We start from the raw sequence: 24,223 nt of genomic DNA, 5'->3' as shown, positions 1-24,223 counted from the left end.
GAAACCTTGCGGTGACCGTTACATAAGGGCGCATAAGGTTATTACAAGGGCTGGCTGATGAAATTTTTTACATCACCCGGGTTAAAACGAACACGGCACCCGAAGGTGCCGTGTGTTTGAGGCCAGTTATCAAGAATCTCGGTGCTCGAACTCACCTTCAATGACATTGGGCTCACGGCCCAACGGCTGTTGCGGCGCCGGGCCGCCACGGGCCGCACGCATGTCATCGGCAAAGGCGCGTTGGCGCAGGGCCTGCTCCTCGGCACGCTGGCGCATTTTATTGGCCAGCAGACGACGACTGATAGGGAGCAGCATCAGCAGGCCGAATACATCGCTGATGAACCCCGGCAGGATCAGCAGGCCGCCACCCAGGGCCAGCATCAGCCCTTCGAGCATCTGCTGAGCCGGCAGCTCGCCGCGATTGAGGCTTTCACGAGCACGCAATGCCGTGGCCAGACCGGCCACGCGCAACACCAGCACACCGAGCATCGAACCGAGAATGATCAGCAGCAGTGCCGGGAAAAACCCGATGGCCGCGCTGACCTTGACGAAGACGAACAGCTCCAGCACCGGGAACAGTAAAAAGAGCAACAGAAAAGGGCGCATCAAATGGTTTCCTCTGCGGAAGAATGCCTTCCAGTAGACCGTAAATGACGTCGCCAATTCGTGAATTCAAGCACCCGGTGCCGGATTTTTCGGCCATTGATCGGCGTGGGCCAGAAAAACCAGGGCTTCGCGCACTTGTGTCGGCGTATTGCAAAGGCTTGGAAATGGCAGCCAGTAAAGAGCCTGGCCAATGCGCAGGTGCATGCCTTCACTGTCGATTCCGGCCAGTTGCGCGGGCTCGCTGTGCGGCAGTCCGGCCAACTCCACATAGTGGGCAATAGCTTTGGCGTGGTCGCTGTTCATATGTTCCACCATGCTCAGCTCGGCCTTGCCGGCGAACGGGTTGGCCAGGGCCACTTGATCCACCCAGTGAATGGCGCCGAAACCGCCGATATAGCGGTGACGCACGGGCTTGAGCACCCAGAAATCGAAGTCATGGGCCTTATGGTAGTTCTGGGATTCCGGGAAGTAGCGGTAGTAGCGCTCGGCGGCGGCCTCGATGGCGTCCTGGTCCTCAAGCTTCTCGGCTTCGGCCAGGTAGGTCAGGCGCCCCACTGCTTGCACGTCGTCGGCATCGCGCTCGCCCACCAGCAGCGAACACTTGGAATCCTTCTGCAGATTGTGGGTGTGCTGGGCAATGCGGCTGATAAGAATCAGCGGTCGCCCCTCGGCATCCAGGCAATAAGGCACTACGGACCCAAAGGGAAAACCCGGCATGGCCTTGGAGTGCGTCGACAACACGCCGCGGTATTCCTTGAGCAGCAATTCTCGTGCATTCTTGGCAGCTTCAACGCTCACTTTATGACTCCTTCTTTAGAATCCGTCGAAAACGGACGGGCGCCTGGAGCATTGTTCCAGCTACGCCAACGGGGCAATTCTCTTCTGCAGCCAGGCCAGGTCCGGCAGCCAGCCGAGGTTCCCCCAAAAGGACCACCCCTCAAGACCTGCTAGCGGGACATGCGAATGCAACTCACTGACAAAGTAATCATTATCACCGGCGGTTGCCAAGGTCTGGGCCGCTCCATGGCCGAGTATTTCGCCGCCAAGGGCGCACGGCTGGCCCTGGTGGACCTGAACCAGGAAAAACTCGACCAGGCGGTCGCGGCCTGCAAGGCCCATGGCGTAGAAGCCCGAGCCTATCTGTGCAACGTCGCCAATGAAGAACAGGTCAACCATATGGTGGCCCAGGTCGCCGAGGACTTCGGCGCCATCCACGGCCTGATCAACAATGCCGGGATCCTGCGCGACGGCCTGCTGGTCAAGGTCAAGGACGGCGAAATGACCAAGATGAGCCTGGCCCAGTGGCAGGCAGTGATCGACGTCAACCTGACCGGGGTATTCCTCTGCACCCGTGAAGTGGCGGCGAAAATGATCGAGCTGAACAACAGCGGCGCGATCATCAACATCTCGTCAATCTCGCGCGCTGGCAATATCGGCCAGACCAACTATTCCGCGGCCAAGGCCGGGGTCGCGGCGGCCACCGTGACCTGGGCCAAGGAACTGGCGCGCTATGGCATCCGCGTGGCCGGTATTGCCCCGGGCTTTATCGAAACCGAGATGACCTTGGGCATGAAGCCTGAAGCCCTCGAGAAGATGACCTCGGGGATTCCCCTCAAACGCATGGGCAAGCCGGAAGAGATCGCCCACTCGGCGGCGTACATCTTCGAGAACGACTATTACACCGGACGCATCCTGGAAATGGACGGCGGCCTGCGAGTCTGAGCCCCCAAGAAAAAGCCCGATGTTTGCACATCGGGCTTTTTCTTGGGGGGTGCCGGCACCTATAAGCGCGGCGATTCAGTCATCGCTGACAGTGATGCTGGGCATCGCCGGCGCCACGGCTTCCTGCAACACGATGCGCGCGCCGACATGCCGCGCCAGTTCCTGATAGACCATGGCGATCTGGCTTTCAGGCTCGGCGATCACCGTCGGCTTGCCACCATCGGCCTGTTCGCGGATCAGCATCGACAACGGCAACGAAGCCAGCAGTTCAACATCGTACTGACTGGCCAGCTTCTCGCCACCGCCTTCGCCAAACAGATGCTCGGCATGGCCACAGTTCGAGCAGATGTGCACCGCCATGTTCTCCACCACGCCCAGCACCGGGATGTTGACCTTGCGGAACATCTCCACGCCCTTGCGCGCATCCAGCAACGCCAGGTCCTGCGGCGTGGTGACGATCACGGCACCGGCCACCGGGACTTTCTGCGCCAGGGTCAGTTGGATATCGCCAGTGCCCGGCGGCATGTCGATCACCAGGTAATCGAGATTGCCCCAGTCGGTCTGGGTCACCAGTTGCAGCAAGGCGCCGGAGACCATCGGGCCGCGCCAGACCATCGGCGTGTTGTCGTCGGTGAGGAAAGCCATGGACATGACCTCGACCCCATGGGACTCGATGGGCACGAACCACTTCTGGTCCTTGATCTTCGGCCGGGTGCCTTCGGCAATGCCGAACATGATGCCCTGGCTCGGACCATAGATATCAGCGTCGAGAATCCCCACCTTGGCGCCTTCCCGGGCCAGGGCCAGGGCCAGGTTGGCCGCGGTGGTGGACTTGCCCACGCCGCCCTTGCCGGACGCCACCGCCACCACGTTCTTGACGTTGGCCAGGCACGGGATCTGCGCCTGGGCCTTGTGCGCGGCGATCACGCTGGTGATCTCGACCTTGGCCGAGCTCACACCGTCCAGGCCCTCGATGGCCAGTTGCAGCATCTGCGCCCAGCCGCTCTTGAACAGGCCGGCGGCATAACCCAGTTCCATGCGGACCGTGACCCGGTCGCCCTGGACGTCGATGTCGCGCACGCAGCCGGCGCTGACCGGGTCCTGGTTCAGGTAAGGGTCGGTGTATTGGCGAAGGACGGCTTCCACCGCTGCGCGATTGACGGCGCTCATGGGCAACTCCGATAACAAGACTGGAAAATCAGGCGGCTATCCTACGCCGCCGACTCCTTCGTGGCGAGAAAGCTTGCTGTGCACAATGTACCCGGAAGGGTGAAAAATCCGCGCCGGCGCTTTATAGTGGCCGACCTCCGTTTCATCAAGTAGCCGAGCCCCATGTCCGAGCCACGCAAGATCCTCGTCACCAGCGCCCTGCCCTATGCCAATGGTTCCATCCACCTTGGCCACATGCTTGAGTACATCCAGACCGACATGTGGGTGCGCTTCCAGAAGCATCGCGGCAACCAATGCATCTATGTTTGCGCCGACGACGCACACGGCTCGGCCATCATGCTGCGCGCGGAAAAGGAAGGCATCACCCCGGAGCAACTGATCGCCAACGTCCAGGCCGAACACAGCGCCGACTTTGCCGACTTCCTGGTGGACTTCGACAACTTCCACTCGACCCACGCCGAGGAAAACCGTGAGCTGTCGAGCCAGATCTACCTCAAGCTGCGGGAGGCCGGGCACATCGCCACGCGCTCCATCACGCAGTATTTCGACCCGGAAAAGAAAATGTTCCTGGCCGACCGTTTCATCAAGGGCACCTGCCCGAAGTGCGGCACTGAGGACCAGTACGGCGACAACTGCGAAAAATGCGGCGCCACCTACGCCCCGACCGACCTTAAAGATCCAAAGTCGGCGATCTCCGGCGCCACCCCGGTGCTCAAGGATTCCCAGCACTTCTTCTTCAAGCTGCCGGACTTCCAGCAGATGCTGCAAAGCTGGACCCGCAGCGGCACCCTGCAAGACGCCGTGGCCAACAAGATCGCCGAATGGCTGGATGCCGGCCTGCAGCAGTGGGACATCTCCCGCGACGCGCCGTACTTCGGCTTCGAGATCCCGGACGAGCCGGGCAAGTACTTCTACGTGTGGCTGGACGCGCCAATCGGCTACATGGCCAGCTTCAAGAACCTCTGCGCCCGTCGTCCTGAGCTGGATTTCGACGCGTTCTGGGGCAAGGACTCCACCGCCGAGCTGTACCACTTCATCGGCAAGGACATCGTCAACTTCCACGCCCTGTTCTGGCCCGCCATGCTCGAAGGCGCCGGCTACCGCAAGCCGAGCGGCATCAACGTCCACGGCTACCTGACGGTCAATGGCCAGAAGATGTCCAAGTCCCGGGGCACCTTCATCAAGGCCCGCACCTACCTGGAGCACCTGTCGCCGGAATACTTGCGCTACTACTACGCCTCCAAGCTGGGCCGTGGCGTAGACGACCTGGACCTGAACCTCGAAGACTTCGTACAGAAGGTCAACTCCGACCTGGTGGGCAAGGTGGTGAACATCGCCAGCCGTTGCGCCGGCTTCATCCACAAGGGCAATGCCGGGCTGATGGTCGACAGCAATGCCGCTCCCGAGCTGACCGAGGCCTTCCTGGCTGCCGCGCCAAGCATCGCCGACGCCTATGAAGCCCGCGACTTTGCCCGTGCCATGCGCGAAATCATGGCCCTGGCCGACCGCGCCAACGCCTGGATCGCCGACAAGGCCCCATGGTCGCTGAACAAGCAGGAAGGCAAGCAAGCCGAGGTGCAGGCCATCTGCGCTACCGGTATCAACCTGTTCCGCCAGCTGGTGATTTTCCTCAAGCCGGTGCTGCCGCTGCTGGCCGCCGATGCCGAGGCGTTCCTCAACGTTGCACCGCTGACCTGGAACGATCACCTGCACCTGCTGGCCAACCATCAACTCAACGAATTCAAGCCGCTGATGACGCGGATCGACCCGGTAAAAGTACAAGCCATGACCGACGCCTCGAAAGAAGACCTGACCGCCAGCCAGACCGACACCGGCGCAGCCGCGCCAGCAGGCAACGGCGAACTGGCCAAGGATCCGCTGTCGCCGGAAATCGACTTCGACACCTTCGCCGCCATCGACCTGCGCGTCGCCTTGATCGTCAAGGCCGAAGCCGTGGAAGGTGCCGACAAGCTGCTGCGCCTGACCCTGGATATCGGTGATGAGCAGCGCAACGTGTTCTCCGGAATCAAGAGCGCCTACCCGGATCCGTCCAAGCTCGATGGTCGCCTGACCATGATGATCGCCAACCTCAAGCCGCGGAAAATGAAGTTCGGCATCTCCGAGGGCATGGTGATGGCCGCCGGCCCTGGCGGTGAAGAGATCTACCTGCTGAGCCCGGACAGCGGCGCCAAGCCGGGCCAGCGGATCAAGTAAGGCTGCAGGCTGGACCCCGTCCCCCCGTTGTGCCCGGCGCAACGGGGGGATTTGCATATCTGGCGGCCCTGCGCCCGCGCCGGAGTTTGCCTACTCTTGAGAGACCGCCTGCCCGTACCGGCCCAACCATGACCCACTTCCTCCTCGCCCTTGTCAGCACCGCCCTGATCAACAACTTCGTGTTGCAGTGGCCGCTGGGCGTCGATCCGCTGCTGCAGGCCCCAGCCGATAGCACTCGGCAGCGGATTCACGCGCTGGGCCTGGCGACCACGGTCCTGATGCTGGTCAGCTGCGTGCTCGGCCATGTCCTTTATCGTGGTGCGCTGCTGCCTTGGGGGCTGGAATCCTTGCAGTTGTTTCTCTGGCTGCCCCTGAGCGTGCTGCTGATCAAACCGCTATTGCGGTTGCTATCCCGGGCCTTGCCCAATGTTCCATTCGACGGCCTTTGGCCGCTACTGCTGGGCAATGCCAGTGCGCTCGGCCTGCTGCTGATCGCCACTGGGGAAAACCTCGGGCTGGCGACCCTCAGCGCCATGAGCCTGGGGGCCGGACTGGGCTTCTGGCTGGTACTGAGCCTGTTCAGCGATCTGCGCCAGCGTATCTCCAACAACGATATTCCCCTGCCCTGGCGCGGCATGCCGATCGACCTGATCAGCGCCGGCCTGCTGGCAGTAGCGTTTTTCGGCTTCAACGGACTGATCAAAACATGAGTCTGATTCAACGCATCGATGCCCTCCTGCCCCAGACCCAGTGCGGCAAGTGCGGCCACCCCGGATGCAAACCCTACGCCCAGGGCATCGCCAACGGCGAGGCCATCAACAAGTGTCCACCCGGCGGCGAGGAAACCATCGCCGGCCTGGCGCAACTCCTGCAACTACCGGTGCTGGAGCTGGATCGCAGCCGCGGCGAAGCTCCGGCCCAGATCGCTTATATTCGCGAGGCCGAATGCATCGGCTGCACCAAATGCATCCAGGCCTGTCCAGTGGACGCCATCGTCGGCGCGGCCAAATTGATGCATACCGTGCTGGTCGACGAGTGCACCGGCTGCGACCTGTGCGTGGCGCCCTGTCCGGTGGACTGTATCGATATGCTGCCGCTGCCCGAGAGCAAGGTGGTACCGATCGTCGGCGGCCAGGCCACCAGCCCCGAGCAGCTGCAAGCCCGCAGCCGCAAGCGCGAGCAGGCGCGACGACGCTTCGAACAACGCAACGAACGCTTGCAACGGGAAGAAGCCCGGCGCCTGGCCGAGCGCCTGGCCCGCGCACAACGAGCCGCGCAAACCACTGACAACAGCCAGAACCCGGTGCAGGCCGCCATCGAACGGGTCCGTGCGCAGAAGGCCGCGGCCGCCGATGCAGCACTGAAAAAAGCCAAGATCGAGCTGGCCATGAGCCGGGCCCAGTTGCACAAGTCGCTCAAGGCTTTCGGCCATCCGCCGACCTTCGAGCAGCAAATGCAATTGATCGTCCTGCAGCGTCAGTTCGAAACCGCCGAGCAGGCCTTGGCCCAGCTGGAGTCCCAGGCGCCCCCTGCTCCGCCGCCAGAGGCCAAGGATGCTGAGCTCAAGCGCGCGAAGATCCAGTTGGCGACGCGCCGCGCCGAACTGAAGAAAGCTCAGGCGGCTGAAGCGTCCAGTGCTGAACTGGAAACCCTGAGCGCAGCCCTGGCGGCGGCCGAACAGGCCCTGCATGCGGCCGAGGACGCCAGTGCGAAACCGGCGCCGACACTGACTCGCATCGAAAAACGCCCGATCGATCCACAGCTGCGGCAATTGAAAACCGAACTGGCCTACGCCCGCGCCGATCTGAACAAACTACAGCGCCAGCCCGACACCCGAGCAGAACAGCTGGCCCAGGCTCAGGCACGCTTGCACGAGGCCGAGCGCCAGGTGAAGGCCCATGCTGATAGCTGACGGCGTCGACCAGCGCCTGCGCCAGGCCATGCAGCGAGTGCTGCTGGCCACGCTGCCGGGCCTGTTGGTGATGCTGTGGCTGTACGGATGGGGCGTGCTGCTCAATCTGCTGCTGACCGTCAGCGGCGCCCTGGCCATGGAAGCCCTGGTCCTGTACCTCAGAAGACGCCCGCTGCCGCCCAACCTAGGCGATGGCAGTGCCTTGGTCAGCGCCACGCTACTGGCCCTGGCCTTGCCAGCTTACTGCCCCTGGTGGCTGCCGCTGAGCGCGGCCGCCGCCGCCATTGTCCTGGGCAAGCACTTGTACGGCGGTGTGGGCCAGAACCCGTTCAATCCGGCCATGCTCGGCTACGCCCTGGCCTTGTTGTGTTTTCCCCAGTCGATGACCCATTGGCCTGCGCCCCACGCCATGGACTTGCTCGGCGGCCTGCAACAGGTATTCGGTGTCGCGGACGGCCTGCATGCGGACGCCTGGGCTCAAGCCACGGCACTGGACAGCTTGCGGATCAACAAGAGCCTGACCCTCGACGAACTCTTTGCCGGCAACCCCGCTTTCGGTCACTTCGGCGGCCGTGGCGCCGAATGGATCAGCCTGGGGTTTCTTGCCGGGGGGCTGTTTCTGCTGCAGCAACGGGTCATCAGTTGGCAGGCGCCCGTGGGCATGCTGGGCAGCCTCTTTGTCATCAGCCTGCTGTGCTGGAACGGCTCGGGCTCCGACTCCCATGGCTCACCGCTGTTTCACCTGCTCAGCGGCGCCAGCATGCTGGGCGCATTCTTTATCGTCACCGAACCGGTGTCCGGCCCCAAGGCAGCGAAAGCCAGGCTGCTGTTCGGCGTCGGCGTCGGCCTGCTGACCTACCTGATCCGCACCTGGGGCGGCTACCCCGACGGCGTTGCCTTCGCCGTACTGCTGATGAATCTGGCGGTACCGGGGCTGGAACGCCTGTGCCTCTCGGAACAGGAGAAAGCTTGAGCATGAAGAGCGCGCGAGGTCTGCTCCTGCTGGTGCTGCTCGGCGTTCTCGGCGTGGGCGCCACCCTGTGGCTGCAATACGCTGGCGCACCGCGCATCGCCGCCGAGCAACGGGCGTTGCAGGCCCGCAAGTTACTCGACCTGCTGCCTGCGGCAAGCTACGACAACCAGCCACTGGAGCAACCACTGCCCTTGAGGGATGTGCAACTGGACAACAGCCGCTTGCTGGATGGCTACCTGGCCACCCGCGCGGGTCAGCCCAGTGCCGTGCTGCTACGCACTCGAGTGAACGGTTACGCGGGCCCCATCGAGCTGCTGATCGCCATCGACAGCCATGGCCGCCTGCTGGGCAGCAAGACGCTCAAGCAGGATGAAACCCCAGGCCTGGGAGGCCGCATCGCCGAACAGCCCAACGCCTGGCTGCAGGGGTTTTCCGGCACATCCCGCATGTCCCCGGACGATGCTGCCTGGGCCCTGAAAAAGGACAATGGCCAGTTCGATCAGATCGCCGGCGCTACCATCACCTCCCGCGCGGTGATCAGCGCCCTGCACGATGCCCTGCGCTACTTCGATGAGCATCGTCAGCAACTGCTTTCGGGAGCCGCCGATGAGTAAGCCACTGTCATTGCCGGGCCTGCTGATGCTGACGCCGTTGATCGGGGCCACGGATTCCTGGGTCAAGGCCCTGGGCCTGGCTCTGGCGTCCACGCTACTGATCGGGACCTTCGGGGCCGGCATGGGCCTGCTGCGGCCACATTTGCAAAGCCGTCAGCAGTGGCTGGCCAGCCTGTTGCTCGCCGCCACTCTCGGCAGTTGGCTGTGGCTGGCAGTGCAAGCCTGGAGTTATGAGTTACACCAGCAGTTGAGCCTGTACCTGGGCCTGCTGCCCCTGCAATGCGTGATATTGGAACAGGCGGGCTTCTTCCAGCACCGCGACCGGCTACGCCTAACTGCAGGTTTCTGTGGCGCGCTGGCGCTGGTGGGCGCGCTGCGCGAATTGCTGGGCACCGGCGCCCTGGGCAGCCATCTAGGCTGGCTCGCCGGCCTGCCCGGTAATAGCGCCGGTTGGGTGTTGCTGCCCCAAGGCGGATTGCGCCTGCTGACTCTGGCCCCTGGGGGTTTTATCCTGCTTGGCCTGCTGCTGGCGGCAAAGCGGGCCTGGACCACCTCTTCATCCTTCAACCGACCGTCTTCGAGGAAATGAACCACCGATGAATGCCGCCAAACGCCTGGAAATATTTCGCCGACTTCACGAAGACAACCCCGAACCAAAAACCGAACTGGCCTACTCCTCGCCGTTCGAGTTGCTGATCGCGGTGATTCTTTCGGCGCAATCGACCGACGTCGGGGTCAACAAGGCGACCGCCAAACTCTTCCCCGTGGCCAATACACCGGCAGCTATCCATGCACTGGGGGTCGAGGGACTGTCCGAATACATCAAGACCATTGGCCTGTACAACAGCAAGGCCAAGAACGTCATCGAGACCTGCCGCCTGCTGGTGGAACGCCACAACAGTGAAGTGCCACAGACCCGGGAGGAGCTGGAAGCCTTGCCCGGCGTCGGCCGCAAGACCGCCAACGTGGTCCTCAACACCGCTTTCCGGCAATTGACCATGGCTGTGGACACCCACATCTTCCGGGTCAGCAACCGCACCGGGCTGGCCCCGGGCAAGAATGTAGTGGAAGTGGAAAAAAAACTGCTGAAGTTTGTACCCAAGGAGTTTCTGCTGGACTCCCATCACTGGCTGATCCTTCACGGTCGCTACGTCTGCCTGGCCCGTAAGCCACGTTGCGGTAGCTGTCGAATCGAAGACCTGTGCGAGTACAAGCAAAAGACTTCTGACGATTGAGGCAGCATTGATTTTGTTGATGAGCCGATTGAAAAAATCTTTTTTACCCGCCAGGAGAATATCGATATAAGGAGCGCCAATGGCAGTCTTAGCCTGGAGTTGACCTTATGAGCACTGGCAAAGAACAACTGGACGTGGAAGAAGACTTCATCGCAGCAGACACAGACGATGCTGAACCGGTGGTCGAGGTGGCGAAAACCAATCTGAGCAAGCGCAGAACCATCGACAATCTTCTGGAAGAACGACGGCTGCAGAAACAACTGGCCGATTACGACTTTGACCTCTAGTCACAAAAGAACCTCCAGACGGAGGTTTTTTTGTGCCTCTCTCGCCCTGAAACTCGACCGGTCAGCCCCTCGGCATGACCGGTCCGTTCCTAATTAGCAGATTGCTCCATTCAAGGCTGTCGCTTCAGTCACCCACACTCATACCAACTGATGGCGCTGGGCAAATTCGATCAGGTCAACCAATGAACGAGCATTGAGCTTGGCCAACAACCGCCGCTTGTAAGTGCTGACGGTCTTGTTGCTCAAACACAAGCCCTCGGCGATTTCCTTGTTACTCATGCCATTGGTGAGCTGCTTCAATACGATCAACTCACGCCCTGAAAGAAGCTCGATCATTTCTTCCTCGCTGCTGATGCCCTGACTGGAACGAAAGGTGTGCAACGCCTCGTTGGGAAAGTAGCTGTAACCTGCCAGCACCGCCCGCACCGCACTGATCAGTTCGGTAATGTCCTGCTGCTTGCACACGTAGCCGGCGGCCCCGGCCTGCATGCAACGCATGGAAAAGGGTCCGGGAACTTGCAGAGTCAACACTAGAATCTTGATCGGCATGCCTCTGGACATCAGGCGGGTTATAACTTCAAGCCCATCAAGTTGTGGGATACCAATATCCAAAATCAAAATATCGGGAACATATTCAAGAGCCAACTTTAAAGCATCCGTGCCGTTATCTGCTTCTGCTACTACTTCAAAACCATGGCGTTCCATCAACATGCGCACAGCCAGGCGAATAACAGGATGATCATCCACGATCAATACTCTTTTCATAGGTCCATCCAAGTCCTTAGAGTTTTTTAGAGCCCGCACAATACCCCAGAGAATTGACTCTGACACCGTGCTACCAGGGGCTACGACCCTACGAGGACGATCCTTACAAACAATACCGATTTACCTTACAAAAAAATTTAGATAAAGGTCGCTTAACTGGAAAAGCGCTTAAGATTAATCGCTAGAGCAGCTACTTTTCGTACTAAAAGACACATCATCAGGCAGCACTTTCAGCAGCGAGAGGGTGATTAACAAACTGCACTCAATAGCACTTCTTCGTTCAATCAACTGCCCTACTCAGCCTCTGCCCGTAGGCACCATTAATCAGAAGCAAAAAAAACCCCGCTTATCGCGGGGTTCTTTTAGCAACTCAAGGTATCAGACCAGGGTCCGGCCCTTGTTTGCAGCGATGCGCATGCGCAATGCGTTGAGCTTGATAAAGCCTGCTGCGTCCGCCTGGTTGTAAGCACCACCGTCTTCTTCGAAGGTGGCGATGTTGGCGTCGAACAGCGACTCATCGGACTTGCGGCCGGTAACGATCACGTTGCCCTTGTACAGCTTCAGGCGCACTACACCGTTCACGTGGACCTGGGAGGCGTCGATCATCTGTTGCAGCATCAGACGCTCAGGGCTCCACCAGTAGCCGGTGTAGATCAGGCTGGCGTACTTGGGCATCAACTCGTCTTTGAGGTGAGCCACTTCGCGGTCCAGGGTAATGGACTCGATGGCGCGGTGGGCGCGCAGCATGATGGTGCCACCCGGGGTCTCGTAGCAGCCACGGGACTTCATGCCCACGTAACGGTTCTCGACGATGTCCAGACGACCGATACCGTGTTCACCACCGATGCGGTTCAGGGTCGCCAGCACGGTAGCCGGAGTCATTTCCACGCCGTCGATGGCGACGATGTCACCGTTGCGGTAGGTCAGCTCCAGGTATTGCGGGGTGTCAGGAGCCTTCTCCGGGGAGACGGTCCAGCGCCACATGTCTTCTTCGTGCTCGGTCCAGGTGTCTTCCAGCACGCCGCCTTCATAGGAAATGTGCAGCAGGTTGGCATCCATCGAGTACGGCGACTTCTTCTTGCCGTGACGCTCGATCGGGATACTGTGCTTCTCGGCGTAGTCCATCAGTTTCTCGCGGGACAGCAGGTCCCACTCACGCCAAGGAGCGATCACTTTGACCCCTGGCTTGAGGGCATAGGCGCCCAGCTCGAAACGCACCTGATCGTTGCCCTTGCCGGTGGCGCCATGGGAAATGGCATCCGCGCCAGTCTCGTTGGCGATTTCGATCAAACGCTTGGCGATCAACGGACGAGCGATGGAAGTACCCAGCAGGTACTCGCCTTCGTAGACGGTGTTGGCGCGGAACATCGGGAAAACGAAATCACGCACGAACTCTTCGCGCAGATCGTCGATGTAGATCTCTTTGACGCCCATGGCTTGCGCCTTGGCGCGGGCCGGCTCGACCTCTTCGCCTTGGCCCAGGTCAGCAGTGAAAGTCACTACTTCACAGTTGTAAGTATCCTGCAGCCACTTGAGGATCACCGAAGTGTCCAGGCCGCCCGAATACGCCAGAACGACCTTGTTTACGTCCGCCATGCCATCACTCCACGGGGTTGTACGGAAAGCCGTCGAGTCTACCGATCCACGAGGATAATTTACAGAGGCGCGACAGCTTATGACGACCAAGCGACAGATTATGTCGAGCGCGCGACGACGACAGCCGTATCAGGAAGTCGCCGCAGCGCTGGAACCGGAGGTGGCCTGAGGCGCCGGAGCCGGTTTTTCGGTGGGGGCGACCCGTTCCAGATGCACATTGACCCGGCGATTCTTCGCTCGGTTGGCAGGATTGGTGTTGGGAGCCAGGGGATAACGCTCACCATGGAAGCGCACCACAATCTGGTTTTCCGCCAAACCGTTGGCCTTGAAGAACTCCATCACCGCCAAGGCCCGGCGGCGGGACAGGTCGCGGTTGGTCAAGCGATTGCCGCTATTGTCAGAGTGGCCATCCAGTTCGACGTGATTGACCGTCGGATCGGCCTTGATGAAATCCACCATCACCTGCAACTTCGCCTTGGCCCGAGCATCGAGTTCGATACCGCCGCCCGGGAACCCGATCTCGCCCTGTTTCACCTGTTCGTAGTTCATCGGCAGCAGTTTGGTCATGCAGCTTTGATAGTCGCTGTAGGCCTTGCTGAATTTCACCGGAAGCAGGCGCACCTCGGAAACCCCACCCTCGCGGGAAAAATGCCGGACCACCGGACTACGCCCTTCCAGCAAACCGATGATCAGGCGACCGGCCTGCATCTGATTGCTGTTGTACAGCACCCCATCCGTGCCGGCCTTGACCGCCCCGAGATTGATGTCGCCACGCCCCGGCTGCCAGGGCGCCGCAGCCGCAAGCAGCGTCGCCGAGCCACCTGCCTGCATCGGGTTGAAACTCTTGAGGCGAAAAATCGCCTGCTCACCGGCGCGGCGAACGAATTCACCGGAACCGAAATCGGTGACGGGCTGGATCAAGCGGCACTCGAATTTGTCACCTTCGACCGTCCACTCAATGCTCTCCAGACGGGTCTGGAAAGTGAGAGCCATCGCGGGCAGGCTGGCAAACACACTGAGCAAGGCTAGATAACGCTGGCGCACGGGAGGCTCCACTGACGTGTACAACAGAAAAATCGACAGGCGTTAATACGCCATACCTTCGGGATATCGGTTGCTCGTCGCAAAACTTGATAGCGAGTGCCTGGAAGAGTCTTTTCCGGTAGCATTCCCCCCGAGTTTTACCCGCCTGGAACCTCCAATGTCCGACCGCCTGACCCTGCTGCGTCCCGACGACTGGCATATTCATCTTCGCGATGGTGCCGTGTTGCCCAATACAGTCGCAGATGTCGCGCGCACCTTTGGCCGCGCCATCATCATGCCCAACCTGGTACCTCCGGTGCGTAACGCCGTGGAAGCCGACGCCTATCGCCAGCGTATTCTAGCTGCGCGCCCGGCCGGCAGCCGCTTCGAGCCGCTGATGGTGCTCTACCTGACCGACCGTACCCAGCCGGACGAGATCCACGCAGCCAAGGCCAGCGGTTTCGTGCACGCCGCCAAGCTGTACCCGGCCGGCGCGACCACCAACTCGGACTCGGGCGTGACCAGCATCGACAAGATCTTCCCGGTGCTCGAGGCGATGGCCGAAGTTGGCCTGCCGCTGCTGATTCACGGTGAAGTGACCCGCGGCGACGTCGACGTCTTCGACCGCGAGAAAATCTTCATCGACGAGCATATGCGTCGCGTGGTCGAGCGCTTCCCCAGTCTGAAAGTGGTGTTCGAACACATCACCACCGGTGAAGCCGTGCAGTTCGTCAAGGAGGCTTCGGCCAACGTCGGCGCCACCATCACCGCGCACCACCTGCTGTACAACCGCAACCACATGCTGGTGGGCGGTATTCGCCCGCACTTCTATTGCCTGCCGATTCTCAAGCGCAACACCCACCAGGAAGCTCTGCTGGATGCGGCCACCAGTGGCAGCGAGAAGTTCTTCCTCGGCACCGACTCAGCGCCTCATGCCCAGCACGCCAAGGAAGCCGCTTGCGGTTGCGCCGGCTGCTACAGCGCCTATGCCGCGATCGAGCTGTATGCTGAAGCGTTCGAACAGCGCAATGCCCTGGACAAACTGGAAGCCTTTGCCAGCCTCAACGGCCCGCGCTTCTACGGTCTACCGACCAACACCGATCGCATCACCCTGGTTCGTGAAGAATGGACCGCCCCCGCCAGCCTGCCGTTCGGTGAGCTGACTGTCATTCCGCTGCGCGCCGGTGAAAAACTGCGCTGGCGCCTGCTGGAGGATCACTCGTGAGTGACGACCATTTCGACGACGAACAAGAAGGTAACGGCGGCGGCCCTCGACACCCGATGGCCGCTCGTTTTCGCGGTTACCTGCCGGTAGTCGTCGACGTTGAAACCGGCGGCTTCAACTCGGCCACCGACGCCCTGCTGGAGATTGCCGCCACCACTATCGGCATGGATGAAAAAGGCTTCGTGTTCCCGGAACACACCTATTTCTTCCGGGTCGAGCCTTTTGAAGGCGCGAACATCGAAGCCGCGGCCCTGGAGTTCACCGGGATCAAGCTCGACCACCCGCTGCGCATGGCCGTCAGCGAGGAAACTGCACTGACCGATATTTTCCGTGGGGTGCGCAAGGCGCTGAAAGCCAATGGCTGCAAACGCGCCATCCTGGTGGGCCACAACAGCAGTTTCGACCTGGGCTTCCTCAACGCCGCTGTGGCGCGCCTGGATATGAAGCGCAACCCGTTCCACCCGTTCTCCAGCTTCGACACCGCCACCCTGGCTGGCCTGGCTTATGGACAGACCGTTTTGGCCAAGGCCTGTCAGAGTGCGGATATCGACTTCGACGGTCGCGAGGCTCACTCGGCCCGTTACGACACCGAGAAGACTGCCGAGCTGTTCTGCGGCATCGTCAACCGCTGGAAACAAATGGGCGGCTGGCAGGATTTCGACGACTGATCAATTCTTCGTCGGGTTGAATTGCCTGCATAAAAAAACCGGCCCTGAGGCCGGTTTTTTTATGCGTGACGCCTGGCTTACAGCTTGCCAGCGTTCTCGCTCAGGTAAGCAGCAACGCCTTCTGGCGAAGCGGTCATGCCTTTGTCACCTTTTTTCCAGTTGGCAGGGCAAACTTCGCCGTGCTCTTCGTGGAATTGCAGAGCGTCAACCAGACGGATCAGCTCTTCCATGTTACGACCCAGTGGCAGGTCGTTGACGATCTGCGAACGAACAACGCCTTTGTCGTCGATCAGGAACGCGCCACGGAAAGCCACGCCGCCTTCGGACTCAACGTCGTAGGCCTTGGCGATGTCGTGCTTCATGTCAGCCGCCATGATGTATTGAACCTGACCGATGCCGCCGGCATTGATCGGGGTGTTACGCCAGGCGTTGTGGGTGAAGTGCGAGTCGATCGAAACAGCGATCACTTCCACGTTGCGTGCCTTGAAGTCAGCCATGCGGTGGTCCAGGGCGATCAGCTCGGACGGGCAAACGAAGGTGAAGTCCAGTGGATAGAAGAACACCAGGCCGTATTTGCCTTTGATGGCCGAGGACAGGGTGAAGCTGTCAACGATTTCGCCATTGCCGAGAACGGCCGGTACGGTGAAGTCAGGGGCTTGTTTGCCTACGAGTACGCTCATTGGATATCTCCTGGTGTGGACGTAGTAATGAAGAAGGGGATTGGCCTTGAGTCTGCCACGCGGATGCGACAGCTCCTTGACCTGACCCCGCTTCGCAAGGACCGGCCATCATACACCGCGTCTTTGAGCTGTCCTCAACGGTTTTTCATCAGCCCGGCTCACAAAGCGAAAAATGCGAATCATCTGTCACTATCGCGAACAAAACCGTTCGTCACCCTGGTAGGAAACTGCAACAAAGGTCGCCGAAACCACTTTGACAATCATTCTCGTTAACATTAAGATCCATCGCAATTGAGCCCTAACCAGCGACGGTTCTCATCCTATGTATGTCTGCCTCTGCACCGGTGTCACCGACGGACAAATTCGCGAAGCCATCTATGAAGGTTGCTGCAGCTACCGCGATGTGCGTCAGGCAACCGGCGTCGCCAGCCAATGTGGTAAATGCGCATGCCTGGCCAAGCAAGTGGTCCGCGAGACCCTGACCGAACTGCAGAGCAGCCAGGCAGCAATTCCCTATCCAGTGGAATTTAATGTCGCCTGATTTCTCGGATAAATAGCACTGTTTTAAACAACCGGACCTAGCGTCCGGTTTTTTTATGCCTGTAATTCAATCGCTTAGGGTCAAAACGCGGAACACAAACATTCTTATTCCGATTAATTTTCATATATTATTCAATAACTTAGGTTTGACAGTAATGTTTGCGCGGCTCAGACTCTGTCCTTATTCCACTAATTAAAGGGCAGGACCCCATCATGAAAGGCGACATTACAGTCATCCAGCATCTCAATAAAATCCTTGCCAATGAACTGGTCGCGATCAATCAGTACTTCTTGCATGCACGCATGTATGAAGATTGGGGCCTGAACAAGCTGGGCAAGCACGAGTACCACGAGTCCATCGACGAGATGAAGCATGCGGACAAGCTAATCAAGCGCATTCTCTTCCTCGAAGGCCTGCCGAACGTTCAGGACCTGGGCAAGCTGCACATCGGCGAACACACCAAGGAAATGCTCGAGTGCGACCTGCGTATCGAACGCACCGGCCATGCAGACCTCAAGGCAGCCATCGCCCATTGTGAGTCGGTGAGCGACTTCGGCAGCCGTGAACTGCTGGAAGATATTCTTGAATCCGAAGAAGAACACATCGACTGGCTGGAAACCCAATTGGGCCTGATCGATAAAGTCGGCATCGAGAACTATCTGCAATCGCAAATGGGTGACGAGTAACTTAACTCGTAATACTCAAGCAATAAAAAGCCCCGCCCTCGAAAGAGAGGCGGGGCTTTTTATTACGCGGATATATTCGCGTCAGGCTTCAGTCTTGGCCGCGGCTTTTTCGGCTGCGTCCTTGATAAGAGTCTGCAATTCACCGTTGGCAAACATCTCAGCCATGATGTCACTACCACCGACCAGCTCACCTGCCACCCACAGCTGTGGGAAGGTCGGCCAGTTGGCGTACTTGGGCAGGTTGGCGCGAATTTCCGGGTTCTGCAGGATGTCCACATAAGCGAACTTCTCACCACAGCCCATTACGGCCTGGGCGGCTTTCGCGGAGAAGCCACACTGCGGGGCATTCGGCGAGCCTTTCATGTAAAGCAGAATGGTGTTGTTGGCAATCTGCTCTTTAATAGTTTCGATGATATCCATGGAACACCTCGGCTGAACTTTCCGACGCTGTTGTCGGCACGGTGGCGCATTGTAACGGAAACCTGAGCGCCCTGCTCGGCCTCTCCGACAGACATCTCAGGCCGCTTCCACCTTGACTGGCACCCCGTTCAACGCCGCATTCCCAGACAACGCATCAAGCTGACGCTCATCGGTCAGGTCATTGGCGCTGCAACCGGGCTGCTCCATGGCAATGTTCAGTTGCACCCCTGGGCGCCCATGCCCCCAACCATGGGGCAAGCTCACCACCCCCGGCATCATTTCAGTGCTGGCCAGCACCTCTACCTCCACCGCACCGACCCGAGAGCTGATTCGCACCCGCTGACCGTCATTCAGCCCGCGACTGGCCAGGTCATCCGGGTGCATCAGCAACTGGTGACGGGGCTTGCCCTTCACCAGGCGGTGATAGTTGTGCATCCACGAGTTGTTACTGCGTACATGGCGACGGCCAATCAGCAGCAACTCATCCAACGGCGGCACGCTCAAGGCGGCAAATCGCGCCAGATCCGCCATGATCGGCGCTGGCGCCGCCTGAATCCGCCGATTCTCGGTTTTCAAGCGGGCCGCCAGATTCGGCTGCAGCGCCCCCAGATCAATACCGTGGGGATACTGGTCCAGTGTTGCCAAGGACAGTTTGAGCGGCGATGCATCGCCGTAGGCACCGGCTCGCAAACCCATGTCAATCATCTGCGCAGGGGGGATGGTCGGCTTCAGCGGTTGTTCGGTTTTCGCGGCAAACGCTTTGGCCAGGCCGACAAAGATCTCCCAGTCGTGCAGCGCACCCGCAGGCTTGGGCAGGATCGCCCGGTTGAAGCGACTGACATTGCGTACTGCAAGAAGATTGAACGTGGTGTCGTAGTGATCGTTCTCCAGAGCCGAGGTGGACGGCAGGATCAAGTCGGCATAACGGGTCGTTTCATTGATGTACAAGTCGATGCTGAGCATGAACTCCAACCCGTCCAGTGCCTGCTCCAACTGCCGGCCATTGGGTGTGGACAACACCGGGTTGCCTGCCACGGTGATCAATGCCCGAACCTGTCCCTCGCCCTCAGTGAGCATCTCTTCGGCCAGGGCCGATACAGGCAGCTCGCCGCCATACTCCGGAAGCCCGGAAACCCGACTCTGCCAAAGGTTGAAGTGCCCCCCCGAAGTCGCCGCTACCAGATCCACCGCCGGCTCAGTACACAGGGCCCCACCTACCCGGTCAAGGTTGCCAGTGATCAGATTGAGCAGTTGCAGCAACCAATGGCACAACGTACCGAAGGCTTGGGTCGAAACCCCCATGCGTCCATAACAGACCGCTCGCTCCGCCGAGGCGAACTCCCGGGCCAACTGCCGAATCTGCGGCGCCGCAATCGCACACAGCGGGCTCATGGCCTCTGCGGTGAAGCGGGAAATCGCCTGGCGCACCTCTGCCAATCCATCGACTTGCAGATGACTGTCGCGAATCGGCCCTTCCTCAAAAATCGTGTTCAACAGGCCAAACAGCAAGGCCACATCGCCTCCAGGACGGACGAACAGATGCTGATCGGCCATGGCCGCCGTTTCACTGCGCCGAGGATCGATCACCACCACCTTGCCACCACGAGCCTGGATTGCCCTCAAACGCTTTTCCACGTCCGGCACCGTCATGATGCTGCCGTTGGACGCCAAGGGATTGCCGCCGAGGATCAGCATGAAGTCGGTGTGGTCGATGTCCGGAATCGGCAGCAGCAGACCGTGGCCGTACATCAGGTAGCTGGTCAGGTGCTGGGGCAACTGGTCGACCGACGTGGCCGAGAAACGGTTACGGGTCTTGAGCTGGCCAAGGAAGTAGTTGCTGTGGGTCATCAGCCCGTAGTTGTGAACGCTGGGGTTGCCCTGATAGACCGCCACCGCATTATTGCCATGATGCTGCTGGATGCTCGCCAGCCTTTCGGCTACCAGGGCGAAAGCCTCGTCCCACTCGATCGGCTGCCATTCATTGCCCACGCGCCGCACCGGCTGACGCAGGCGATCGGGGTCATTCTGAATATCCTGCAGGGCCACAGCCTTGGGGCAGATGTGGCCGCGACTGAAGCTGTCCTGAGCGTCCCCCTTGATCGAGGTAATGCGCGGAGCGCCACCCTCTTCCTCGGTGACTTCCAGGGTCAGGCCGCAGATCGCTTCGCACAAGTGGCAGGCACGGTGATGGAGAGTCTTGGTCATGGCCAGTATCTATTGTTTGAAGGCAACCCATAGGGGGCCGCTGGAAGCAAAAACTATGGCGGCTGACCGCTGTTGACACCAGCGACGTTCGCCTCATGAATTCAGGGCCATCAGCCCCAGCCATGATCAGTGCTGTCAGTTCGGCGCCAAGCGCGGCAGGCCATCGGCAGCAATTGAGCAGCAATTCAAAAAAGGGGCTGTCACTGAGGCGGTCATGTCAGTGAGCGTCCGGGCCATGCCCTCCCCCAAAAGCGCCATCAGTTGCTGCTCCTTGGATTCCATCGCGCATCTATCCCGGCCGCAGATTCGCCTGGGTATCCGCAGTACTTTGCATTAGGAAATGTTTCAGACTGACACCCTCTCGGCATGCCCATGGCAGCGACCTCGGCCCACAGGTCAGAAAACGACTGCAAGCGAACAGCCGGCGCCCCGCTGGATTGCCAAGGCGCGCCAGGGCAGTGTACAAATGCCCGGCTGCTGTCTGGAAACTGGTCTCAAAAGCGTCAGCGCAATCGCGTCCTGACCTCTCATGCCCGTAATCGCCGTAGCACTATTGGTAAGACGCGACATTTAATTATAAGATCGCGCCTTCCCCTATTTCGTCGCCCCGTGCGGCTTTCGCCGCAGGTCCAGCCCGTTGTTCGATTAAACAAGGCTTTGAGAATCTGCGGTCCGTTGCAAAAAGGTAGTTAATGATGAGCGCAAGGCACTTTCTCTCCCTGATGGATTGCACGCCCGAAGAGCTGGTCAGTGTGATTCGTCGAGGCATCGAGCTGAAGGACCTGCGTAACCGCGGCGTACTCTTCGAGCCCTTGAAAAATCGTGTGCTCGGCATGATTTTCGAGAAGTCGTCGACCCGTACCCGACTGTCTTTCGAAGCCGGCATGATCCAACTGGGCGGCCAGGCCATCTTCCTTTCGCCACGGGATACCCAACTGGGACGCGGCGAGCCCATCGGCGACTGCGCCATCGTCATGTCGCGCATGCTCGACGCAGTGATGATCCGTACCTTTGCCCATAGCACCCTGACCGAATTTGCGGCCAACTCCCGGGTACCGGTGATCAACGGCCTGTCCGATGACCTGCACCCCTGCCAACTGTTGGCGGACATGCAGACTTTCCTTGAACATCGCGGCTCGATCCAAGGCAAGACCGTGGCCTGGATCGGCGATGGCAACAACATGTGCAACAGCTATATAGAAGCGGCCATGCAGTTCGATTTCCAACTGCGCGTCGCTTGCCCTGAAGGCTACGAGCCCAACCCGGAGTTTGTCGCTCTGGCCGGCGATCGCGTGACCATCGTCCGCGATCCTCGCGAAGCGGTGACCGGCGCCCACCTGGTGAGCACCGACGTCTGGACCTCCATGGGCCAGGAAGAGGAAACCGCCAAGCGCCTCAAGCTGTTCGCGCCATTCCAGGTAAACCGCGCCCTGCTCGACCTGGCCGCGCCGGACGTACTGTTCATGCATTGCCTGCCCGCCCACCGCGGCGAGGAAATCAGCCTCGACCTGCTGGACGACCCACGTTCGGTGGCTTGGGACCAGGCGGAAAACCGTCTCCATGCGCAAAAGGCCCTGCTCGAGTTTCTTGTCGAGCCGGCGTACCACCACGCATGAGCCAGCCATTACTGCTCAACCTGCGCAATCTGGCATGCGGCTATCAGGACCAACGGGTGGTGCAGAACCTCAATCTGCACCTCAATGCCGGTGATATCGGCTGCCTGCTGGGTTCATCCGGCTGCGGCAAGACCACCACCCTGCGGGCCATCGCCGGATTCGAGCCCGTACACGAGGGCGAGATCCAGTTGGCCGGCGAAACCATCTCCAGCGCCGGCTTCACCCTGGCGCCGGAGAAACGCCGGATCGGCATGGTGTTCCAGGACTACGCCCTGTTCCCACACCTGTGTGTGGCGGACAACATTGCCTTCGGCATTCGCAAGCACCCACAGAAAGACCGTGTGGTCGCTGAATTGCTGGAACTGGTCAACCTGAAGAACCTCGGTCAGCGCTTCCCCCACGAACTGTCTGGCGGCCAACAGCAACGGGTGGCTCTGGCCCGCGCCCTGGCACCGGAACCCCAACTGCTGTTGCTGGACGAGCCCTTCTCCAATCTTGATGGTGAATTGCGCCGCAAGCTCAGCCATGAGGTGCGCGACATCCTCAAGGCTCGGGGTACCAGTGCCATCCTGGTCACCCACGACCAGGAAGAAGCCTTTGCCGTGAGCGATCAGGTCGGGGTATTCAAGGAAGGCCGCCTGGAACAGTGGGATACCCCCTACAACCTCTATCACGAGCCGCAGACGCCCTTTGTCGCCAGTTTCATTGGCCAGGGCTACTTCATTCGTGGCCAGTTGAGCAGCCCGGAATCGGTGCAGACCGAACTGGGTGTGCTGCAGGGCAACCGCGCCTACACCTGGCCGTCCGGTGGAGCGGTGGACGTACTGCTGCGCCCCGACGATATCGTCTATGCGCCGGACAGCGCTCTGAAAGCGCGGATCGTCGGCAAGACCTTTCTCGGTGCCTCGACCCTGTATCGCCTGCAACTGCCAACCGGCAGCCTGCTGGAGTCGATCTTCCCCAGCCATGCCGATCATCAGGTTGGAGCGGATGTGGGGATTCGGGTCGCCGCAGAACACCTGGTGCTGTTCCAGGCCTCGGGCAGCACCGCCGCGCAGATTCCACACAGTGAATCAGGGGTACGCCGCTACAGCAGCGCGCACTGATAACGCTTCCCCTGGCCAACCGGCCCCTACAAGATCGCAACGAACTGTAGGAGCCGGCTTGACGGCGAAACACCCGGCACAGTCATTCCAGGTGCAAATGTCCGCTGGCAATCAGCCGCGCATGGCCACCGATCTTCACCCGCTCTCCCTCCAACCGACAGAACAAGGCTCCACCTCGCGCCGAACACTGATAAGCGCTCAACTGCTGTTTATCCAATTGCCGTGCCCAGTAAGGCGTCAGGCAGCAATGGGTCGAACCGGTCACCGGGTCCTCGTCGATGCCAATGGCCGGGGCAAAATACCGCGAGACAAAGTCATGCCGGTCTCCACGCGCCGTAACAATCACTCCAGGCCAGGGCAGCTTCGCCAACGCAGCCATATCCGGCTGGCAATCGCGCACCGCCTGCTCCGACTCCAGCACCGCCAACAGCTCATTGGCGCCCAGCAGCTCGATGACTCGGGCACCCAGTATCTGCGCCACGTCTTCCAGCCCAGCCTGGCTACTGGGGCTGCGCAAAGGGAAATCAAGCCATAGCAGCCCGTCTTCGCGGGTGACACTCAAGGGCCCGGAACGGCTCTGAAAATCGATGCGTTGCGTCGGCTCGTCGTAGACCTCGAACAACACATAAGCACTGGCCAGGGTGGCATGCCCGCACAGAGGTACTTCAGTGGTCGGAGTAAACCAGCGGATTCGCCAGCCTTGCGCCTCGCGCACCACAAAAGCGGTTTCCGCCAGGTTGTGCTCGGCGGCGATCTGCTGCATCAGCGCCTCGTCAAGCCACGCATCAAGCCGGTAAACCATGGCCGGATTGCCGGCGAAGGGGCGATCACTGAAGGCATCGATCTGTTGGAACTCAAGCGGCATAACTGTGCTCCTTGGATAGTCGGCCGCCAGCATGAGGCCCGGAACAAGGAACCCGACAGACACAGAAGGGAAGATTTTCCGGCATACAGCAGCA

25 protein-coding genes are annotated in these 24,223 nt (G+C 60.2%); 15 read left to right on the top strand and 10 right to left on the bottom strand.

What is annotated here, in order from left to right; translation table 11 throughout:
• Positions 1-129: 129 nt before the first annotated feature.
• Both Q8O96_RS07410 and Q8O96_RS07405 read right to left on the bottom strand, forming a co-directional pair.
• Positions 130-606 (bottom strand): FxsA family protein, encoded by a 477-nt coding sequence (locus tag Q8O96_RS07410; protein WP_011063094.1) that lies wholly within the window; start codon positions 604-606, stop codon positions 130-132.
• A 66-nt stretch (positions 607-672) separates the two neighbouring features.
• Positions 673-1,404 carry a HugZ family protein gene (locus Q8O96_RS07405; RefSeq protein WP_102860495.1) on the bottom strand — a complete coding sequence of 244 codons (732 nt, stop codon included), beginning with the start codon at positions 1,402-1,404 and terminating at the stop codon, positions 673-675.
• Between the two features lie 165 nt (positions 1,405-1,569).
• On the opposite strand from Q8O96_RS07405, the gene Q8O96_RS07400 reads away from it, so the two are divergent.
• The gene (locus Q8O96_RS07400) at positions 1,570-2,328 is read left to right on the top strand and encodes an SDR family oxidoreductase (protein WP_102860494.1); all 759 of its coding nucleotides are present in this window, start codon (positions 1,570-1,572) and stop codon (positions 2,326-2,328) included.
• A gap of 75 nt (positions 2,329-2,403) precedes the next feature.
• Here the strand turns inward: Q8O96_RS07400 and apbC are convergent, their stop codons facing one another.
• Positions 2,404-3,498 carry an iron-sulfur cluster carrier protein ApbC gene (gene apbC / locus Q8O96_RS07395; protein WP_305948613.1) on the bottom strand — a complete coding sequence of 365 codons (1,095 nt, stop codon included), beginning with the start codon at positions 3,496-3,498 and terminating at the stop codon, positions 2,404-2,406.
• A gap of 162 nt (positions 3,499-3,660) precedes the next feature.
• On the opposite strand from apbC, the gene metG reads away from it, so the two are divergent.
• The 8 genes from metG to Q8O96_RS07355 all read left to right on the top strand — a co-directional run bounded on the left by metG (position 3,661) and on the right by Q8O96_RS07355 (position 10,733).
• A complete protein-coding gene (gene metG, locus Q8O96_RS07390) occupies positions 3,661-5,712 on the top strand; it encodes a methionine--tRNA ligase (protein ID WP_305948612.1) in 2,052 nt (683 codons plus the stop codon).
• A 128-nt stretch (positions 5,713-5,840) separates the two neighbouring features.
• The gene (locus Q8O96_RS07385) at positions 5,841-6,422 is read left to right on the top strand and encodes an Rnf-Nqr domain containing protein (RefSeq protein WP_305948611.1); all 582 of its coding nucleotides are present in this window, start codon (positions 5,841-5,843) and stop codon (positions 6,420-6,422) included.
• Entirely contained in the window at positions 6,419-7,624 is a 1,206-nt protein-coding gene (gene rsxB / locus Q8O96_RS07380; protein ID WP_305948610.1) for an electron transport complex subunit RsxB, read from the top strand. Before Q8O96_RS07385 ends, rsxB begins: the two co-directional genes overlap by 4 nt.
• Complete coding sequence (locus tag Q8O96_RS07375; protein WP_102880742.1) at positions 7,611-8,597, top strand: RnfABCDGE type electron transport complex subunit D; 987 nt, start codon at positions 7,611-7,613, stop codon at positions 8,595-8,597. Before rsxB ends, Q8O96_RS07375 begins: the two co-directional genes overlap by 14 nt.
• Positions 8,598-8,599: 2 nt before the next feature.
• Entirely contained in the window at positions 8,600-9,211 is a 612-nt protein-coding gene (locus tag Q8O96_RS07370; protein WP_305948609.1) for an RnfABCDGE type electron transport complex subunit G, read from the top strand.
• Positions 9,204-9,800: an Rnf-Nqr domain containing protein gene (locus Q8O96_RS07365; RefSeq protein ID WP_102860488.1), complete on the top strand. Its 597-nt coding sequence runs from the start codon at positions 9,204-9,206 to the stop codon at positions 9,798-9,800. Before Q8O96_RS07370 ends, Q8O96_RS07365 begins: the two co-directional genes overlap by 8 nt.
• Before the next feature lie 7 nt (positions 9,801-9,807).
• Positions 9,808-10,446, top strand: a complete 639-nt coding sequence (gene nth / locus Q8O96_RS07360; RefSeq protein ID WP_060840796.1) for an endonuclease III — start codon at positions 9,808-9,810, stop codon at positions 10,444-10,446.
• Positions 10,447-10,553: 107 nt separating this feature from the next.
• Positions 10,554-10,733, top strand: a complete 180-nt coding sequence (locus Q8O96_RS07355; protein WP_102860487.1) for a PA3496 family putative envelope integrity protein — start codon at positions 10,554-10,556, stop codon at positions 10,731-10,733.
• Between the two features lie 138 nt (positions 10,734-10,871).
• Here Q8O96_RS07355 and Q8O96_RS07350 read toward each other — a convergent pair whose 3' ends face one another.
• The 3 genes from Q8O96_RS07350 to Q8O96_RS07340 all read right to left on the bottom strand — a co-directional run bounded on the left by Q8O96_RS07350 (position 10,872) and on the right by Q8O96_RS07340 (position 14,138).
• Complete coding sequence (locus tag Q8O96_RS07350; RefSeq protein ID WP_102860486.1) at positions 10,872-11,498, bottom strand: response regulator transcription factor; 627 nt, start codon at positions 11,496-11,498, stop codon at positions 10,872-10,874.
• Positions 11,499-11,876: 378 nt separating this feature from the next.
• Positions 11,877-13,094: an argininosuccinate synthase gene (locus Q8O96_RS07345; RefSeq protein WP_305948608.1), complete on the bottom strand. Its 1,218-nt coding sequence runs from the start codon at positions 13,092-13,094 to the stop codon at positions 11,877-11,879.
• A 129-nt stretch (positions 13,095-13,223) separates the two neighbouring features.
• On the bottom strand, positions 13,224-14,138 hold the full coding sequence (locus tag Q8O96_RS07340) for an OmpA family protein (protein ID WP_102860484.1): 915 nt from the start codon (positions 14,136-14,138) through the stop codon (positions 13,224-13,226).
• Positions 14,139-14,295: 157 nt separating this feature from the next.
• Here Q8O96_RS07340 and pyrC point away from each other — a divergent pair, with 157 nt between their 5' ends.
• Both pyrC and rnt read left to right on the top strand, forming a co-directional pair.
• Positions 14,296-15,342, top strand: a complete 1,047-nt coding sequence (gene pyrC, locus Q8O96_RS07335; RefSeq protein ID WP_102860483.1) for a dihydroorotase — start codon at positions 14,296-14,298, stop codon at positions 15,340-15,342.
• Entirely contained in the window at positions 15,339-16,010 is a 672-nt protein-coding gene (gene rnt / locus Q8O96_RS07330) for a ribonuclease T (RefSeq protein ID WP_102860482.1), read from the top strand. The genes pyrC and rnt overlap by 4 nt, the downstream gene beginning before the upstream one ends.
• 77 nt (positions 16,011-16,087) lie before the next feature.
• On the opposite strand, the gene Q8O96_RS07325 is transcribed toward rnt, so the two are convergent.
• Positions 16,088-16,690, bottom strand: coding sequence for a peroxiredoxin (locus tag Q8O96_RS07325; protein WP_007922432.1), 603 nt, complete (start codon positions 16,688-16,690; stop codon positions 16,088-16,090).
• Positions 16,691-17,012: 322 nt separating this feature from the next.
• On the opposite strand from Q8O96_RS07325, the gene Q8O96_RS07320 reads away from it, so the two are divergent.
• Positions 17,013-17,231, top strand: coding sequence for a bacterioferritin-associated ferredoxin (locus Q8O96_RS07320; protein ID WP_102860481.1), 219 nt, complete (start codon positions 17,013-17,015; stop codon positions 17,229-17,231).
• Positions 17,232-17,443: 212 nt separating this feature from the next.
• A complete protein-coding gene (gene bfr / locus Q8O96_RS07315) occupies positions 17,444-17,917 on the top strand; it encodes a bacterioferritin (RefSeq protein ID WP_025129649.1) in 474 nt (157 codons plus the stop codon).
• Between the two features lie 81 nt (positions 17,918-17,998).
• On the opposite strand, the gene grxD is transcribed toward bfr, so the two are convergent.
• A complete protein-coding gene (gene grxD, locus Q8O96_RS07310; protein ID WP_075121425.1) occupies positions 17,999-18,337 on the bottom strand; it encodes a Grx4 family monothiol glutaredoxin in 339 nt (112 codons plus the stop codon).
• A gap of 96 nt (positions 18,338-18,433) precedes the next feature.
• Entirely contained in the window at positions 18,434-20,542 is a 2,109-nt protein-coding gene (locus Q8O96_RS07305) for a molybdopterin oxidoreductase family protein (RefSeq protein ID WP_207166461.1), read from the bottom strand.
• A gap of 695 nt (positions 20,543-21,237) precedes the next feature.
• Between Q8O96_RS07305 and argF the strand changes: the two genes are divergently transcribed.
• Both argF and Q8O96_RS07295 read left to right on the top strand, forming a co-directional pair.
• Positions 21,238-22,158, top strand: a complete 921-nt coding sequence (gene argF / locus Q8O96_RS07300; RefSeq protein WP_102860479.1) for an ornithine carbamoyltransferase — start codon at positions 21,238-21,240, stop codon at positions 22,156-22,158.
• Entirely contained in the window at positions 22,155-23,264 is a 1,110-nt protein-coding gene (locus tag Q8O96_RS07295; RefSeq protein WP_102860478.1) for an ABC transporter ATP-binding protein, read from the top strand. Before argF ends, Q8O96_RS07295 begins: the two co-directional genes overlap by 4 nt.
• 82 nt (positions 23,265-23,346) lie before the next feature.
• Here Q8O96_RS07295 and Q8O96_RS07290 read toward each other — a convergent pair whose 3' ends face one another.
• On the bottom strand, positions 23,347-24,129 hold the full coding sequence (locus tag Q8O96_RS07290; RefSeq protein WP_102860477.1) for a PhzF family phenazine biosynthesis protein: 783 nt from the start codon (positions 24,127-24,129) through the stop codon (positions 23,347-23,349).
• Positions 24,130-24,223: the final 94 nt, after the last annotated feature.

It is taken from the genome of Pseudomonas sp. LPH60 (assembly GCF_030718165.1).
GTDB lineage: Bacteria > Pseudomonadota > Gammaproteobacteria > Pseudomonadales > Pseudomonadaceae > Aquipseudomonas > Aquipseudomonas danubii.
This window is presented reverse-complemented; position numbering and strand designations above follow the sequence as displayed.